We start from the raw sequence: 16291 nt of genomic DNA, 5'->3' as shown, positions 1-16291 counted from the left end.
GAATTACCGACGGATATCGTTAGATGAAAGACGCTTTTGAACGACGCGCGTTGCTGCTGCATCTCGGCGACGCGTTGCAAGCAATCGCTGCCGCGCTCGCAACCAACAACCCGCGCGACACAGTGCGCGATCTATTGGACGCTGACGCGGCTCTCGCCGCCCATGCATGGCTAGCCGCCGTACCGCCCGATATGGAGGTCGCGGAGTTCGCGAAGCGCGTTAGCGCGTCGTTTGCCGGCTGGCCCGCACAGTTGCTGGAAGCGCAGGTGGACTACAGGCAACTGGCATTTGCCGTACGGAGCAATCTGTTCGCGAACGACCCCCCAGGCTGGCACGCGTATGTCGGGGCACTGACGCGCGAGGTGGAATGGTTCGGCGATGCACTACCCGCTGCTTCGGAGACGACCGGGCAATCACGTGAAGCGGGCGACGACGATTCGCCCACGTCGGACACCTCCGACATCGAGACCGCCAAAGCGGAGCGTGGCGGAGAAGCGGGCGACGCACAGCGCGAGAGTGTCGAAAGCAACGAACGTCTTTATCCGTCGTGGCCGTGGAAACCCGGCGGGTGATGTCAACGCCGCATCTGACGCATTGGAGATGGCGAACCGTGCGCAAACGCTGTATGGGATTGAAGTTCACCTGTCGGCTGCCTCGCCGAGTTTGTAGCCTTGAAACGCCTCGCGCCAATCGATGACATCTGCGCCAGGCATCGACGCGGAATCGACAGTCCCGGGCAAGTAGCGTCCAAGGTCCGCCTGTTACTTCTGGAATGTGCCGAGCAGTTCGGTGTGTGCCACGACATGGCCTTCCATTGCCTTTTCCAACGCCGCCTTTGTGGGCTTGTGAAGATCGGGCAGCACGGTGTCGAGCGCATACAGCTTATGGAAATACCGATGACGGCCAGCGGGCGGGCATGGGCCGCCATACGTGGTGCGATGGAAGTCGTTGGTGCCTTCGAGTGTGCCTGCCGGAAGCGCGCCCGCAGTGACGCCCTCCTGAACGCCCGGAGCCGTCGCCGGGATGTTGTAAAGCACCCAGTGGACCCATGTCATCTGTGGCGCGGCCGGGTCGGGCGCGTCGGGGTCGTCGACGATTAGCACGAGACTTTTCGCATTGGCGGGTACCCCGGACCACGAGAGCGGGGGTGAGAGGTCCGCGCCCGTGCAGGTGTAGCGCTGGGGGATTTCGCTTCCTTCCTGGAAAGCCTGCGAGGTGAGGGTGAAGGCCATGGTGCGCTCCTCGGCGTCAGCCCGCGTCGCCAGCTAGTGCTTGCGATGCATCCAACTCATATGATGCGTGTCGAGCCAATGGCTCACGCTCTCTTCGGGGTGGTCGCGCCTGTAGCGCCTCGACAGGGCCGATGCAACAACAGCGATAACCACAATGCCAACCCAAACACTGATCATTGACTGAGTCATGGCAGCCTCTCCTTAGGGAATGCGACCATGTCTAGATTGTAGTCATTGGCGGCCGGACTGGCTCAACTCGAGAAGACGGGTTACAGCCCGAACGGCTGCGTCAACGAACGGCCACTATGTTGCTCAACCGTGCGCCGTCGCTTCGTACGCACCGTTGCGGAAATCTTCCGCGTGCGCGTCGTAGTGCTGCAACGTGACGGCACTGATTTTATCGAGGTCGCGGGGGTCGAGTTCCATGCGGGAAGTATATCTCGGGGAATTTCCCGCACGACTACGTCGGACTTCCGGTGTCATCGGTCGTGGCCGGTTGCGTGCCGAACAGGATGAACAACGCGATTCCGTGTGCGCAACTGATTCCTCTTGGGTTTCCGAGCAAAGCGCACGGTATCAGGCGAACGGCTGGAGATGGCCGTACCTGGCCGATCGTCGTGCGATCGACCCGTGCGTGCCACGAGCGGCAGCACGCGACCCCGAAGAGGCATTCAGCTTTCTCGTTAGCGGACTGTCGAGATCCGCCGACCATGCGGTTTTAGCCACAATATCGGCGCCTGACACCCGGATCAGGCCGAATTTTCATCCTTCTCGGAAACCGGGCTCCAACATCTCAGCTGACAGATTTGCCCCGGGTGGAGAATCTATGCACACGCTTCAGATATCGTTTCAGGCATAGTGCTGGGCGCTCGACCAGATGCCAAGACAATAGCGCGAGCGCTGCCGTAAGAGCGTCGTCGTGAGGACGCGGAGAAGTGTGCGCGCACCGATCGGCACCCGCTACGTGACGTGCCACAGTAATCCGGCTTCCGGTTCAATATTGACTGTCCCGCACTGCCCGGTCAAACCCGATCACGAATCAGCATGTGTTAGTGCCTTGATAGCAGCCATGCAATGTTGATCAGCAGCGCTGCGATCACACTTGCATAGCCCGCATGCACGTACCGGAGTGTTCGCCTGTACCGTGCAGAAAAAAATGGGGCAAATTCTTTCATGCGTGCGCCGAAAGCGCTGATGGGGTTTTCCATGAACGGTCCATACACTTCCCGGTTACGCATGTAGATCAGGCGCTGCGATTCCTCAACCTTTCCCAGCGACACCAGTTCGGTTGACCGTGAACTTTTCTTCACGCGGTAAAGATACATCGGCGCATCAATAAACCGCACCTTGGATGCGGGGCTGAGAAGTCGCACGTAGAATTCCCAGTCCTCGAACCCGTGAATCATTTCGGGTGAATATCCGCCAACACGAAAAAAAGCGTCGCGCCTGTACATGGTCGTATTGACGATCATGTTTTGCCAAAGAAGTTTTTCATAGCTGTACTCAGGCAAGCGCCAGATTTTTCTGGATTCTCCGATGCGCTGCGTCTTGCAGTGAACGAGATCGGTGTCGGGTTGTTCAGTGAAACACTTCAAGGCCCGCCGCAGGAAATCAGGATGAATCTTGTCGTCGCCATCAAGCGGCACAAAGAGATCGCCACTTGCCTCGGCGAAACCGAAATTTCGCGCCGCCGCAACGCCTGCGTTTTTCCTAGTGAACGACAGGAACCGATGATCCTTTTTTGCGTATCGCTGAATGACGGCCTCTGAGTCGTCCGTCGAACCATCGTTTACAACGATACATTCCCAATCGGTAAACGACTGATGCAACACTGATTCGAGTGTTTCCGCGATGAGTTCCTGCTGGTTAAAGCATGGAACAACGATAGATATTCTTGTCATGACTCAATGTAATGTTCGTGTTGCCGCGTTTGGCCTCTGCAGTGCCCTGAACTGTGAACTGGCTGGTATCGACGAACTACTGCGATGAGTCGTGGCTGACCGACTGCGCATCGACGCCAGCTGAGCCCCAAGGCGGTTCTTCAACCGTTCAACTCCAAGACGCGCGTCACGAGCGGCAGGGATCCAACGCTTAGTTTTGATCCGGTATCGAAAGATCTAGAGGCGAACCACCGCGGTCGCGAAGTTTGCCTGGCTGATTATGCTTCACGAAGGCGACTGACGCAGAATTTCCGGATTGCTGCCTATCGGCCTCCGCCTCTATTTCATTGCGCGCATGCGTGATTGCGGTTTTCATCAAGGGCTTCACATACGCCAGGCCGGCCGTGTTCAAATGGTCAGTGTCCATAAAGAGTGCGCGGTTTCCCTTCACGCTGTAGCAGAAGTCATCCGAACAAAGCGATTTAAACGGCTCGACTACGGTCCCATTTCCGACCTTCAATGCGGGACCGACAATCTGCTCGACCTTATCGAGCAGTTCGGTTTGCGAAGCACGCGGAACGGTCAGTTCATCGATTGCGTGCCCCGCTTGAAACTGTGCATGGGCCCATAGATGTGGAACATCTCCTTGAGGGTCCGGGACTGCGCCGAGGATGACCATGCGCCCGCCCCGCGCTGCCAGAATCTCAGCGATCTTCTTGAGCACACGCCCTTCGTAGTCAGCGTTGTAGCGCTTCCAGTCGCCGGCGACGACCACGAGAGAAATGGACGGCGTACGCTCGAAGTATTTGAACGTGAAGTTCGCATAATTCTCGCATCCTGGGAATATTTCTGCACCAGATCCCTTGAAGGCCGCTCCTATGAAGGGTGGGCATCCTCCCTCTGAGGCCAGAATTCCAGGAACGCCCAAATCGCTCACGATCGACGAGACGGTGGGCTGCAACCCGCTGGCAAAGGAGTCACCCCAAAGCATTACTACGGGCGGCCGTGTATCGCCCGGGTCGCCAAGCCGGCAAAAGTCGCCAGGCGATCGCTTTGTTCCATCGGCTTGGCGCATGCACTCGGCCGCGAGCGGGTTCGGCTCTTCCCGGCCGGCAACGGCTTGCTGAAGATACGCAGGCAACCTTTGCGGCCAACCCTGGTTCCACGAGAGAACGCCTGAGAAAATGAAGCCTGCAGCGATTGCTGTCACCAACGCGCCCGCAAGGTGCGAATTCCGCGCCCGTCGACGGGTAGGCTGCTCTACGAATTGAAACGACATCCAGCCAACAGCAAGAGATGCGACGAGGAGCAGAATGATCTGGAGCCGGGACGGGTCGACACCTGTGCGTTCGCGAAATGCTACCAGCAACGGCCAATGCCATAGGTACACGGAATACGAAATACGGCCGACGAACTGGAATGGAGTGGTGGACAGAATCTGCGCGATATAGCCTCGCTTTGCATAGATGATCAGCATCGTCCCCATCACGGGAAACAAGGCCCGCCACCCTGGGTAGGGCATCGCGGAATCGAGGCCAACAATACTGGCCGTCAGCGATATTGCTCCGATGCTGGCAAGCGTGTTCGCGTGAGCGATGCGAAGGTTTCGAGCCCCGTAAATGGACACCATCGAGCCCGCCATGAATTCCCACGCACGACTCCAGAGCAGGTAGAACGAGGCCGGCTGGTTACCAGGCGTGTGCACAAAACACCAACCCAGCGACGCCACACCCAAAGCAGAGAAAAGTGCGAATCCAACCTTCCGCGCGAACTGCCCCGATCTCGGCCAAAAGACACCGCAAAGCAGTGCGAAGACGAGATAAAACTGGGACTCGACTGACAGCGACCATGTATGCAGCAGGATGTTCTGTCTGGCGTCCGGTGCGAAATAGCCGGCATTGTCGACAAATGCATAATTTGAGCGGATCACAAGTGCCGACGTGGCATCGCGGACGATCCGCTTATAGTCCCCCGGCAGATAGGAATACGTCGCCCAGAGGACGCAGGCTGCCAAAACCGCACATAGGGCTGGAAATATTCGGCGCAGTCGGTTCGAGAGAAATCTGATAACTGAATAGCGACCGACTTCGAGATCCCGACGCGCGATACCGGTTAACAGGTAGCCGGAGATAACGAAAAATACATCGACCCCTATGAATCCGCCACCAAATGCAGGCACGCCGAAATGGTAAAGGACAACTGACAGTACAGCGATGGCTCGCAGGCCATTTATATCTTCTCTGAATTCCACAATCTCGAGGCCCCGATACGCTGACTCAAGTTTGAATCCAAAAGACTCTCACCTGAGCGGCGCATTTTTTGCTTAATCATTGAGTATTTTGAGGCTGATCATCTCGCCATCGCGAAATCATCAGATGTATCTTGAGCATTATGCGGCGCATTATCCCACAACGGGAACTCAACTGACGCTACGAAGCAGGCATGGTTATAATCGCCCGCCGCACACTATTTCGAACAAGCGCTGAGCTCCGCGACCAATACCGCGCCTAACAGTAGCCGATTAGCAAGGAATGCTCGCCCGATGGTCTTTCCCCCCAGTTTGCTTTGGTTTGTCTCCGCACTTCTGTTTTTTGCACCTGCTCTCAACCTCGTGTGGCGTGGTGGTAGCGGATACTGCTTCTTCGTGCTTTTGGCGCTAGCGCTTTGCATCACGGTACGCTCCCGCCGAGCCAACGGTTTCTTCTCGCCTTTGCATCGATACCGTTGGTACACCGTCGGGATGATGACCGTCCTTATAGCGGTCATCGTCCAGCAGCCGCTGCTTGGGTATTGGATGCCGCGGGAATTCGATTCGATTTCGCGCTTCGCGCTAGCGCTGCCAGTGTTCCTGCTGTTGCGTCAATTGCCCTCGCGGAATTTGCGTGCGATCGGCTGGGGTTGTGCGGCGGGCGCCATCGCCGTCGGAGGCTGGGCGTTGATCATGCGCTCGCAGGGCGGGTGGACCGACGACAGCCGGCTCGACAACTACTACACGAATGCCATCCCGTTCGGAGATACGGCCCTGCTGCTCGCGTTTCTGTCGATGTTTACGCTCGGCTGGGATGGGCCGAGCAACTGGCGCATGCTGATAGTCAAGCTGTTGGCGTTTCTGTGCGGTGGCTTTGCGTCGTACCTTTCCGGAACCCGTGGCGGATGGCTTGCCATCCCAGTCTTCGTCGTGCTGCTCGGTGCTCAATATCAATGGTTCGCAAACGGAAAGAGGCTGCTCGTATCGGCCATCATGATCGTGATGGTCGCCGGTGCGCTTTGGTCAAACGAGCGCGTCGCGCATCGCATCAAGGATATCGCGACCGACTATGTACTGATGCATCAAGGTAAAGACCACACGTCCGTCGGGATACGTATTCAATTGTGGCTGGCATCATACCGATTGTTCATGGAGCACCCGGTGTACGGAGTGGGCAAGGGACATTTGGAGGATGCACTTGGCGAGTTGGCACAACGGGGCGTAGCAAACGCCGGAATCGTCAACGAGCGCGCCCATAGTGACTTTTTCTCGACGCTCGCTGAACAGGGATTGATCGGCGTCCTGTCTCTTGTGCTTTTTTACTTCGGCCTGTCAGTTTATTTCTGGCGCAGCCGCCGCGCGGCCGACCCCACCATTCGGGCAGCAGCCTATTCTGGCCTGGCCGTCTCGTTCAGCACCATCATATTTGGCCTCACCATCGACGTACTGGTACCGACTATGGTCGCGGTGCTTATTGCATTGCTTAGTGCCACATTTCTAGCCGTAATCGACGCGAGGAAGCGCGAGCTAACGATGGACTCGTGCGACGGAGCGCTATTGGGACGGAGACGGTTTTAAGGAAATTGCAGTGTCGCAAATTGACGACGATTTAGCGGCGGCTGTCGAGCGCCCGTTTTTGGCCGACCAGCGCCCGACGAACGAGCGCGACGATCGTCTCGGGCGTGCGAGCTATGCAAAAGGCATGAGCCGACCCGTTCCCGTCACTCAGGCGATTTTTCGTCCGTCCGGTTTCAGATCGATGTGAGACGGTCGCCGTCGATGCAACTCCCTATGCTGCGCGAAGCATTTAGACAAGACTTAAAATACCGGACGGGAAACGTTCAGAACCCTTGAAGCCGAACCGGTCAATAACCATAAAATCTAGGGCGAGTGAGGATGCGGCTATGGAGATAAGAACGGCCAACGATGCTGACCTGAGCGAAATCCAAAATCTTCTACTTGCCAATGGCTTACTGGTGGAAGACGTTTCGAAGGCGCTCATCGAAGGATTTCTGGTCGCACAAGATGCGAGCGGATCTGTCATTGGCAGCATCGGACTTGAACAGCTCGGGTCCAGCGTGCTGTTGAGATCGCTCGCTGTCGCGTCGCAGGTGCGCGGAACGCGCATCGCACGGGAACTGGTCCAGCGACTCGAAGACAAGGTGCGCTCGTACGGCCAACTGGATGTCTGGTTACTGACAACGACCGCAGAGCATTTTTTTGAACGCGCCGGTTACGAGCGGGTAACCCGGAACGACGTGCCAAGTGAAGTGCAACAATGCAGGCAGTTCGCCGTTTTGTGTCCATCGACGGCCACCTGCATGAGAAAGCGGCTTCGCTCAATACACTCCTAGCCCGTCGTCGAGCGGCCGCTCCCGGACTGATTTGTGCGGTTGGGCTGCAGCTTGTCAACGGCGCTTGTTGGCCGACCAGCGCCCGACGAACGAGCGCGACGATCGTCTCGGGCGTGCGAGCTATGCAAAAGGCATGAGCCGACCCGCAGCGGACGTAGAGCCTGCACAACCTAGACGGCAGTTTCCGAGGTCCATCGGCCATTTGATTGGTCACATCGGAGAGCGGATGCTGGGCGAAAACAGAAGCACGCCTCGTTTGCTCGCCGGCCAGCTCCGTGGATGGAGGCAATCGCTGGCTTGTCCCGCCGCCGGGCGGGCGATCACTAGCAGCAGCTAGCGGTCCTCCGAGCCGTTCGAATGCAACCGTTCGAGCTCGCCCAGGCTCACGGCGGATGCCGTTTGTCGTGGCCCACGTTGACCTGCAGGAAGCGTCAGGAATGCGGGCCCGCGACATGTGGTCCACGACCGTACAGCAAAATGGCGCGAAACGCGGAGACATCGGCATGCCTGCGCGAGGCCAGCAGCTATTCTTTAGACGGAGTATGTTTCAGTTCGTGATGGTCCGCAACGGCTCAGTCCCGACCCTAGCCGCATCACTGACAATAGAGGTTCAAGTGCGCAAAGTGCTGGTGGCTGCTCTCCTCGCCCTAAGTATGGCGACTTTGTCTTACGGCTTCGACGGAAGCGGGTCAGGCGGTAGGGAAAGCGGCGAACGGGGTGGGCAACCCACCCTGAAGGTCTTTGACAGCCAAGGCAAGGTGGTGGGGCCGCTGATTAGCTATGAGCCGCTTGGCACTGTTCTTCTCGTGAACGGCGCGGTGATTTTTGCTCCGATTCAACGGGTAAGCATCAATAACGGTAGTCAGCATTCGGCGTCGCAATTTCAATGGGCGGGCGACTTCTCTGCATATCCGACATTAGACTGCAGTGGCAGCCCGCTGATCACTCCGACCGCTGCCGCGACCTCGCAAGTACGGCCATCCCAAATCGTCAGACAAGGAGTCGATGCGACCGTATATATTGCGGGCGACACTTACTCAGTCCAGACGACGTTTATGTCTTTCTTGATAAGCGGCCGATGCTCGCCCGGTCAGGAGACGTTGGAAGCCTGGTCTCCCGAAAGCTCCTATTCGCTCACGCAACACTATCCCGAGCCGCTGACAATTCATTACTGAGCGCCCCGCTTGCCTGCTCCGCGCGCTTAGGCGCCAGTAATTTATTGTGCCATTTCGCCGGCAACCGTCTCAACGTGTCGCGCGCATCATCGCTCTGTTGTGCGCTGAATTTCGTTGCAGCAGGGCAGGCACATCACGGCGCTATCGACGCGATTCGGATCCAACTTAAGCCGTGTTAACCGTGTGCCTGCCGCGCCAAGGCGCGAACAGTCTCGGAGCCGGGGCCGCCATGCTCAAAGAATGACTATCGGACGCTTTCACCGAAGGCTCGGACAAACATCTGATTCCCCGGTGCACATGCCGGTCGATCTCAAAGGCTGTTCCCGATGTCGCTAGCGACGTTCGAATGGCAAGATGACCGCATCGATGAGCGACCGCTTGTGGCAGAACCCGGACCGATAGCTGAATTGAGAACCGCTTGCCGGCCCGCAGCGGATGATCGTCGCAAGTCGACCCACAACTGCCCTTCCACCCGAAGCGAGCGCCGTGGCAACCTGCCAACAGAACCGGTCATTCGAGCAACCCGTCTAGCCCGGCGAATTCTCGGTACATGAGAACGTTCGTCACGCGCGGTATTGTGCACGATTCTCCGTTTCCGAATCGTTCTGCGTTAGACGGTGGTGACCGTGAAAGCAAGTTGTGAGAGCACCCGCAATGGACCAATCGGCGAATGCGCTTTCGACCTCGCCTTACGCAGCAAGTCGCAGCGTATTGGACCCGCACCGTGCGTAGTTGAGTCAATGCGCCAGGCGCCGCAGGGACTGTTTGTCGCCGCCCTTTTGTTTGGCCTTTTCAATGGCTGGCGTCTGGTCAACGTGGGCCTCGGCCAAAACTGACTCAGCAGTCGTGTCCGTGCGCGGCATGTGGTTTGGGTCCATGAGCTAAAGTCTGAAGACGTGGACGAGTGAGCTTATGTTTCCGGAGCTATCTACCCTCCCGTCGGCCGTATATAAATGCCTTCTGACAGGGCCGGACAGCCCTGTCTCCGCGGCTAAACTTGTTTGTGGTCCTGATGCAGGCGCGCCCTTCGACAACACCGGGTAGAGTTTCAACGCACTTTCATTAATGGTCAGTGCACCTTTCTTCGGAAAACTTAAATCTGCTACTTCTTCTTGCGCGAGTACCTTCTTGCCATCAATGTAAAAATAATGCGTTGGAAAAATAGATCCGCAGCCAAGCAATTTAAAGATCCCTCTATCATAGGTGAGGAGGAGTTCACACCATACCCACGGAACATGAAAGGGAGAGCCAACATCGTCGCTCACTCCGATTCCATCAGTATGCGAACCAGCTCTGAACTTAATCAGTGCATTTACGCAAACCACTTCATTCTTTGGCGTGGGAGGCAGCACAGTATTTGCGTGTCGTGCGCGTGTCTTAACTAGAGAGATGCTACTGGCCTCTCCAGGATAAAAATTTGGGTCGCTCATTGACGAATTTTTCATCAACTTTGTGCTGCTGAACTTCGATTTATCAAAAGGCGGCGTCCACCCCGGATCGTGTACGGCATCAAGAACATTGAAGCTGCCTACTGCGTTGGTGGTCGGATCTAGTTCAACGGTGAAACGGCAGTACAACAACGCTCGAAATTGCTTCTGAGCTTGGAAAGACTTGAAGTCAGCAATCTCGTTCGGAGGTGTCGGATTGGCCGTGGCGGCCAATCCGATATAGGTTTTCGGGATCCAGTGCGGTGTTTGCGTAAGGGCTTGGAACGCAAATGATACCGGGTGCGAATCGGCATGAATCCAACTGATGGAGCCAACGGCAACCTTATATAGCATCGCGACCTCCTAAGCGAACAGTTGTTTCGAACGATGCCGATGCGCCATCGGCCAACAGTGTCTTAACTGTTGAGATACTTGTCGACCGGCGCGATGCGCGTGTCCAAAGTATATGTCTCGTAGCATTCGCTACAAACCGATTTGGCGGGCCAGACCTTAAACCAAAGGAACCCGTGAATGTCGGTTTCGATCGGCCATTCAACTCATATGACGTGAACACGAGTGTCCGGTGTTTGGATGGTGTGGACTTCCGAGCGTCTTCCTAAAAGCATGGGCCAACGTCTGAAAGTGACCGAGGCCGTGTGAAAACGCGCTCCGCACGAAGCCTTCTCAAAAGTCGACCCTTCAGATCGCCGCGTATCAGCCTGGTGGCGACTCGGGAAGGGTAAAGCGACACCCGAAAACCGAGTACTTTTCCGTTTTCACACGGCCTCGGCCGACAGCCGCCCGACGTTGGCGACCGGGACCAACCTTCTCGGCCGCATTAGCGATTCCGCATCAACCCGCCTTCAGTCGCAGCGCGGGGTTTATATATGCCGAGCGCTGACACGCGAGCCTTGGAATGGTTGACGACCTATTCAAGGCGATCGATCTGTTGAAGCGCCGAAGTCAAGCGCGACTGATCCAACGCAACGGCGGCAGGTTAATATCGCCGCGCGCCGACCCTGCGTCGTCCTAAAATTGTAAGTACGGTGTGGGGGCAACATGAAACATGGACTGGTACTTGGGCTGCTGAGCGGTGCGCTGCTTGTCGGTTGCATGTCCGCCGGGGTCGAAGTGAGGCCTGAACAGATGGCGATCTTCAGGCGTGGCGTGACGACGCTTCAGGAAGTGACAGCCACGCTCGGCCCGGCAGCGTCGTGTCCATTTTCATGCCGTTTGTGGCGGCCCACTCTGCGGCGTAATCGGACTGCCGCTCAATGCTGGAGCCGGCCGCCTGCTTGAGCGAGGAAAAACGTTGATACGAATACACGCGCGGCTCGTTTGAAGCGAACCTTTGCACGTCGATTTTTGGCTTGCTGGGCGCGCGCTTAGGACCGCTGCGCGGGGGCGTCGCCGTGGTAGATTTGACGTTCATTTTGGAGTAGTCCTACATGAAGAAACGCCTATTCTACGCCTCTGCATATGGAGCGCTATTGGTCTGGCCGTATAGCTACTACGGCCAGCACGTCGATCCACGCGCTCAACCGCAACGTCCCGACCTCGTCGCGAAGGCGATTGCACCTGACTTCTCGATCGGTTCGCATGTTGCACCGCTAGGACTGACGTTCTATACCGGCAACAACCTGCCGTCGCAGTATCGCGGCGGCGCGTTCATCGGCGAGCACGGCAGTTGGGACCGCTCGCCATTGAGCGGTTACGTGGTCTCGTACGTCCCTCGTGCGGATACCGCGACATAGTTATGACTCGCACGACGATCCGTTCGTCCAACCGGCGGCGCTTGCTGGTCGCGCTCGCGCTGAGCGCCGCGGCCATCTGGAGCTCCAATCCTGCCTGGGCGGCCTACGCCATCGCCCAATACGGCGAGCCAGGATACCCAGCCGGTTTCAAGCACTTCGACTACGTCAACCCCGACGCCCCCCGCGACGGCACGCTCGTGCTCGCGAATCCGAACCGGCTGACGAGCTTCGACAAATTCAATCCGTTTACGCTGCGCGGCAATCCCGCACCGGGACTGGGACTGATGTTCGAAAGCCTGACGACCGGCAGCGCTGACGAAGTGGCGAGCGCATATTGTCTGCTCGCCGACGACATCGACGTCGCCAAAGACGGCCTGTCGACAACCTTCCACATCAATTCGAAGGCGCGTTTCTCGAACGGCGATCCGGTCACGGCAGCAGACGTCAAGTTCTCGTTCGACACGCTGAAAAGTCCGCAGGCGCTACCGCAGTTCGCGGTGTACTTCGGGCAGATCGCGCGCGCGGTGGTGATCGACCGGCTAACGATCCGTTTCGATTTCAAGGTCGCGACACGCGAGATGCCCCTGCTCGCGGGCGGAATCCCGGTGTTTTCGCACAAGTGGGGCATCAGGCCGGACGGCACGCGCATTCCTTTCGACCAGCTCGCGTTCGAGAAGCCGATCGCCAGCGGCGATTATCTGATCGAGCGATACGACAATGGCCGAACCATCAGCTACAAGCGCAATCCGAACTATTGGGGCGCGTCGCTGCCCGTACGCGTGGGCACGCACAACTTCGCGCACATCGACTACAAGCTGTACGCGGACGCGGTCGCGCAGCTCGAAGCGTTCAAGGCGGGCGAGTACGACGTACTCGTCGAACACACCGCGCAAAGCTGGGTGCGGCGCGATATCGGCAAGCGCTTCGACAGCGGCGAGTTGATCAAGCGCGAGTTTCCTCATCACAACGGCGCAGGCATGCAGGGCTTTTTCATCAACCTGCGGCGACCGCTCTTCCGGGACGTGCGCGTGCGCGAAGCGCTCGATCTCGCGTTCGACTTCGAGTGGCTGAACCGGCAGCTTTTCTACAATCAGTACAAACGCACTGACAGCTTCTTCGTCAATACGGACCTGCAGGCCAGGGGCAAACCCAGCGCAGGAGAACTCGCGATTCTGGAGCCGCTGCGCAAGGATCTCGATCTCGGCGTGTTCGGCGACATGCCGCAGCAGCCCGACACCGATCCGCCGGGATCGCTGCGCGCCAACCTCATCAAGGCGCGCGAACTGCTGACGCAGGCGGGCTGGACTTATCGCGACGGCGCGCTGCGCAACGCGAGCGGTCAGCCGTTCGTCTTCGAACTGCTCGGCGACACGGGCGGCGGCGTGTCGATGGAGCCGGTCGCCGCCGTATTCGGCCGCAATCTGCTGAAGCTCGGGATCACGATGAACTTTCGCACCGCCGATTACGCGCTGATTCAAAAGCGCATCGACGCGTTCGACTTCGACATGACGACCGTGCGCCTGCCCGACGTGCAGGTGCCGGGCACCGAGCAGCTGTCGCGTTTCGGCAGCAAGTACGCGGACGAGCCGGGCTCCGATAATCTCGCGGGCGTGAAGTCGCCCGCCGTCGACGCGATCCTGCGCAAGGTGCTGGGCGCGCAAACGCGCGAGCAGCTCGTCGATGCGACCCACGCCCTCGACCGGGTATTGATGAACGGCTATTACGTGATTCCGCACTGGTATTCCGCGGTTCATCGCATCGCGTACCGCAACAGTCTCGCCTATCCGGCAAAGCTGCCGCTTTACTTCGCCGCCGACGAATGGGTGCTGTCGACGTGGTGGCACAAGACGCCTGGACCGAAACTTGCGTCTCCTCAATGACTGGAGGGCAACAATCATGACCAGACTACTCTTTGCAATCATCCTGTCGGTCGGCCTGGCGGGCTGCGTCGTCGCCCCGCCGCCGCCCAGCTATGGCTACGGTTATGAGCCAGCGCCCGCCTATGGCTATGCCCCCGGGTATTACGTCGCGCCGTCCGTGAACCTCGGCATCGGCATTGGCGGCTACTGGGGTGGCCATGGGGGTCATTGGCACGGCCATTGAATCAGACGTTCTCGAAGGAAACGACGGCATGCGGTTGCGCCGCATCTAGGGCCATGACGCGGTGTCGATCCCGCATCGACCGTCGTTCCCGACAATCCACCAGTTCTTCCGAACCAGGGTAAACATCCATCCTCCCACGAATTACTTCAAAATGGTTGGTGTACGGAGTATATTCGCGTTCAGCAGATATCTACTGAATGGAGGAGGACGTCATGCAATTTCATCTCAACGGTTTCCGGGTCGGCGATCCGACGATCGAGCCAGTCATCGACAATGCGCATGCTGCGCAGATGCCCGAGACGGTCGACGTGCTGATCGTCGGCAGCGGCCCTGCCGGACTCGTACTGGCGGCGCAGCTGTCGCGATTCCCGTCGATCAGCACGCGCGTCGTCGAGCGTCGCGACGGACCGTTGCAGATGGGACAGGCCGATGGCGTAGCGTGCCGTACCGTCGAAATGTTCAATGCGTTCGGCCTCAGTGACCGCCTGCTGCAAGAAGCCTATTGGGTCAATGAAACAGTATTCTGGCGACCCGATGCAAATGACCGCGGCGCGATCAGTCGTACCGGCCGAGTTCAGGATACCGAAACAGGCCTTTCGGAATTTCCGCACGTCATCGTCAATCAGGCCCGCATCCAGGAATATCTGCTCGACGTGATGCGCCGCTCCGCGCGACGGATCGAACCGGACTACGGCCTCGAAGTGGTCGACGTTCAGCGCGACGATACGCACGAATACCCGGTGCTGGTCACGCTGCGCCATACCGATCCCGCGCGGCTCGACGAGACCGTGTCCGTGCGTGCGCGCTATGTCGTCGGTTGCGACGGCGCTCGCAGCCGCGTACGCACCGCCATCGGACAAACGTTGCGCGGTGACGCGGCCAACCATGCGTGGGGCGTGATGGATGCGCTGGCGGTCAGCGACTTTCCGGACATCCGGCTGAAAGCGGCGATTCAGTCCGCGAGCAGGGGCAACCTGCTGATCATTCCGCGTGAGGGCGGATATCTGGTCCGCTTCTACGTCGACCTCGGCGATGTCACCCCGGAGAATCGCGACAGCATCAAGCAGATCACGGTCGATCGCATCATCGAGACGGCGCAGCGCATCCTCCATCCCTATACGCTCGACGTAAAAGAAGTGGCGTGGTTCTCGGTCTATGAGGTCGGGCAGCGCCTCACCGACCGCTTCGACGACGCCATTGCCGCCGACGGCACCTCGCGCGAACCGCGCGTATTCATCGCGGGCGATGCCTGTCATACGCATAGCGCCAAAGCGGGCCAGGGCATGAACGTGTCGATGCAGGACGGCTTCAATCTCGGCTGGAAACTCGGCGCGGTGCTCGAGGGGCGTAGCGACGCCGATCTGTTGCGCACGTATTCGGACGAGCGCCAGCCCATTGCGCAGGAACTGATCGATTTCGACAAAGAGTGGTCGGCGATGATGGCCGCGCCGCCGAAGGACCCCAACCGGCCCGAGGCGGGCGGCGTCGATCCCGCGGAGCTTCAGGCGTACTTCGTTCGCGCTGGCCGCTACACGGCTGGCGTCGCAACGCGTTACCGGCCGGCCACCCTGACCGGTGAAGCGACGCATCAGGCGCTCGCCAAAGGCTTTGCGATCGGTACGCGCTTTCACTCGTCGCCGGTCGTTCGCCTCGCTGATGCAAAACCGTTCCATCTAGGGCATGCCGCGCAAGCGGACGGCCGCTGGCGCCTGTACGCTTTCGCGGACGCGTCGCGTCGTGCGCTGGATGCGCTGTGCGAGCATCTCGACAAGTCGCCCGATTCCGTTTTGAGGCTCTTCACGCCGAAGGACGCCGACGTGGACAGCGTTCTCGATCTGCGCGCGGTGCTGCAACAGCCGCATCGCGAAGTCCGCCTCGAAGACGTCCCCGCCCTCCTGCTGCCGCGCAAGGGTCGCCACGGCCTCGTCGACTACGAAAAGGCATTTACGAGCGACGCGACGACTGATATCTTCGACGAGCGCGGCATCGATCGAGAACAAGGCGCACTCGTCGTGGTACGTCCCGATCAATACGTGGCCCATGTTCTCCCATTGAATGCGTATGCGGAGTTGAACGCCTTCTTGCGGCCGATCTTTCGCGTGCGTTAAACCACAACGA

13 protein-coding genes and 1 pseudogene are annotated in these 16291 nt (G+C 58.7%); 9 read left to right on the top strand and 5 right to left on the bottom strand.

Going from position 1 to position 16291, the window contains the following annotated elements; genetic code table 11:
- Nucleotides 1-23: 23 nt before the first annotated feature.
- Nucleotides 24-572: a hypothetical protein gene (locus tag OKW45_RS38450; protein ID WP_429473890.1), complete on the top strand. Its 549-nt coding sequence runs from the start codon at nucleotides 24-26 to the stop codon at nucleotides 570-572.
- A 189-nt stretch (nucleotides 573-761) separates the two neighbouring features.
- On the opposite strand, the gene OKW45_RS38445 is transcribed toward OKW45_RS38450, so the two are convergent.
- The 3 genes from OKW45_RS38445 to OKW45_RS38435 all read right to left on the bottom strand — a co-directional run bounded on the left by OKW45_RS38445 (nucleotide 762) and on the right by OKW45_RS38435 (nucleotide 5363).
- Nucleotides 762-1232, bottom strand: coding sequence for a YbhB/YbcL family Raf kinase inhibitor-like protein (locus tag OKW45_RS38445; RefSeq protein ID WP_018422176.1), 471 nt, complete (start codon nucleotides 1230-1232; stop codon nucleotides 762-764).
- Between the two features lie 1049 nt (nucleotides 1233-2281).
- Complete coding sequence (locus tag OKW45_RS38440) at nucleotides 2282-3133, bottom strand: glycosyltransferase family 2 protein (protein ID WP_084754371.1); 852 nt, start codon at nucleotides 3131-3133, stop codon at nucleotides 2282-2284.
- Between the two features lie 190 nt (nucleotides 3134-3323).
- Nucleotides 3324-5363, bottom strand: coding sequence for an acyltransferase family protein (locus OKW45_RS38435; protein WP_429473889.1), 2040 nt, complete (start codon nucleotides 5361-5363; stop codon nucleotides 3324-3326).
- A gap of 291 nt (nucleotides 5364-5654) precedes the next feature.
- Here OKW45_RS38435 and OKW45_RS38430 point away from each other — a divergent pair, with 291 nt between their 5' ends.
- From OKW45_RS38430 to OKW45_RS38415, 4 genes are all read left to right on the top strand, one after another.
- The gene (locus tag OKW45_RS38430) at nucleotides 5655-6938 is read left to right on the top strand and encodes an O-antigen ligase family protein (RefSeq protein WP_018423838.1); all 1284 of its coding nucleotides are present in this window, start codon (nucleotides 5655-5657) and stop codon (nucleotides 6936-6938) included.
- A 10-nt stretch (nucleotides 6939-6948) separates the two neighbouring features.
- On the top strand, nucleotides 6949-7125 hold the full coding sequence (locus tag OKW45_RS38425) for a hypothetical protein (RefSeq protein ID WP_429473888.1): 177 nt from the start codon (nucleotides 6949-6951) through the stop codon (nucleotides 7123-7125).
- A gap of 139 nt (nucleotides 7126-7264) precedes the next feature.
- Nucleotides 7265-7714: an arsenic resistance N-acetyltransferase ArsN2 gene (arsN2, locus tag OKW45_RS38420; protein ID WP_429473887.1), complete on the top strand. Its 450-nt coding sequence runs from the start codon at nucleotides 7265-7267 to the stop codon at nucleotides 7712-7714.
- 392 nt (nucleotides 7715-8106) lie between these two features.
- A complete protein-coding gene (locus OKW45_RS38415; RefSeq protein WP_429473886.1) occupies nucleotides 8107-8889 on the top strand; it encodes a hypothetical protein in 783 nt (260 codons plus the stop codon).
- An 881-nt stretch (nucleotides 8890-9770) separates the two neighbouring features.
- On the opposite strand, the gene OKW45_RS38410 is transcribed toward OKW45_RS38415, so the two are convergent.
- The gene (locus tag OKW45_RS38410; RefSeq protein ID WP_162634018.1) at nucleotides 9771-10670 is read right to left on the bottom strand and encodes a hypothetical protein; all 900 of its coding nucleotides are present in this window, start codon (nucleotides 10668-10670) and stop codon (nucleotides 9771-9773) included.
- Between the two features lie 802 nt (nucleotides 10671-11472).
- Nucleotides 11473-11748 (bottom strand): recombinase family protein, encoded by a 276-nt coding sequence (locus OKW45_RS38405; protein WP_429473885.1) that lies wholly within the window; start codon nucleotides 11746-11748, stop codon nucleotides 11473-11475.
- Between the two features lie 49 nt (nucleotides 11749-11797).
- Between OKW45_RS38405 and OKW45_RS38400 the strand changes: the two are divergent.
- The 4 genes and pseudogenes from OKW45_RS38400 to OKW45_RS38385 form a co-directional block, all read left to right on the top strand.
- Nucleotides 11798-12049, top strand: a pseudogene (locus OKW45_RS38400) (hypothetical protein); the annotation flags it as partial.
- 23 nt (nucleotides 12050-12072) lie between these two features.
- The gene (locus OKW45_RS38395; RefSeq protein ID WP_429473884.1) at nucleotides 12073-13950 is read left to right on the top strand and encodes an extracellular solute-binding protein; all 1878 of its coding nucleotides are present in this window, start codon (nucleotides 12073-12075) and stop codon (nucleotides 13948-13950) included.
- Nucleotides 13951-13966: 16 nt separating this feature from the next.
- Nucleotides 13967-14173 (top strand): hypothetical protein, encoded by a 207-nt coding sequence (locus OKW45_RS38390; RefSeq protein WP_429473883.1) that lies wholly within the window; start codon nucleotides 13967-13969, stop codon nucleotides 14171-14173.
- Nucleotides 14174-14385: 212 nt separating this feature from the next.
- Nucleotides 14386-16281, top strand: coding sequence for an FAD-binding monooxygenase (locus tag OKW45_RS38385; RefSeq protein WP_429473882.1), 1896 nt, complete (start codon nucleotides 14386-14388; stop codon nucleotides 16279-16281).
- Nucleotides 16282-16291: the final 10 nt, after the last annotated feature.

Origin of the sequence: Paraburkholderia lebeckiae (assembly GCF_050436225.1) — a bacterium.
Taxonomy (GTDB): Bacteria; Pseudomonadota; Gammaproteobacteria; order Burkholderiales; family Burkholderiaceae; genus Paraburkholderia; species Paraburkholderia tuberum.
The sequence above is the reverse complement of the archived record's forward strand: the minus strand, read 5'-3'. Positions and strand labels throughout refer to the sequence as shown.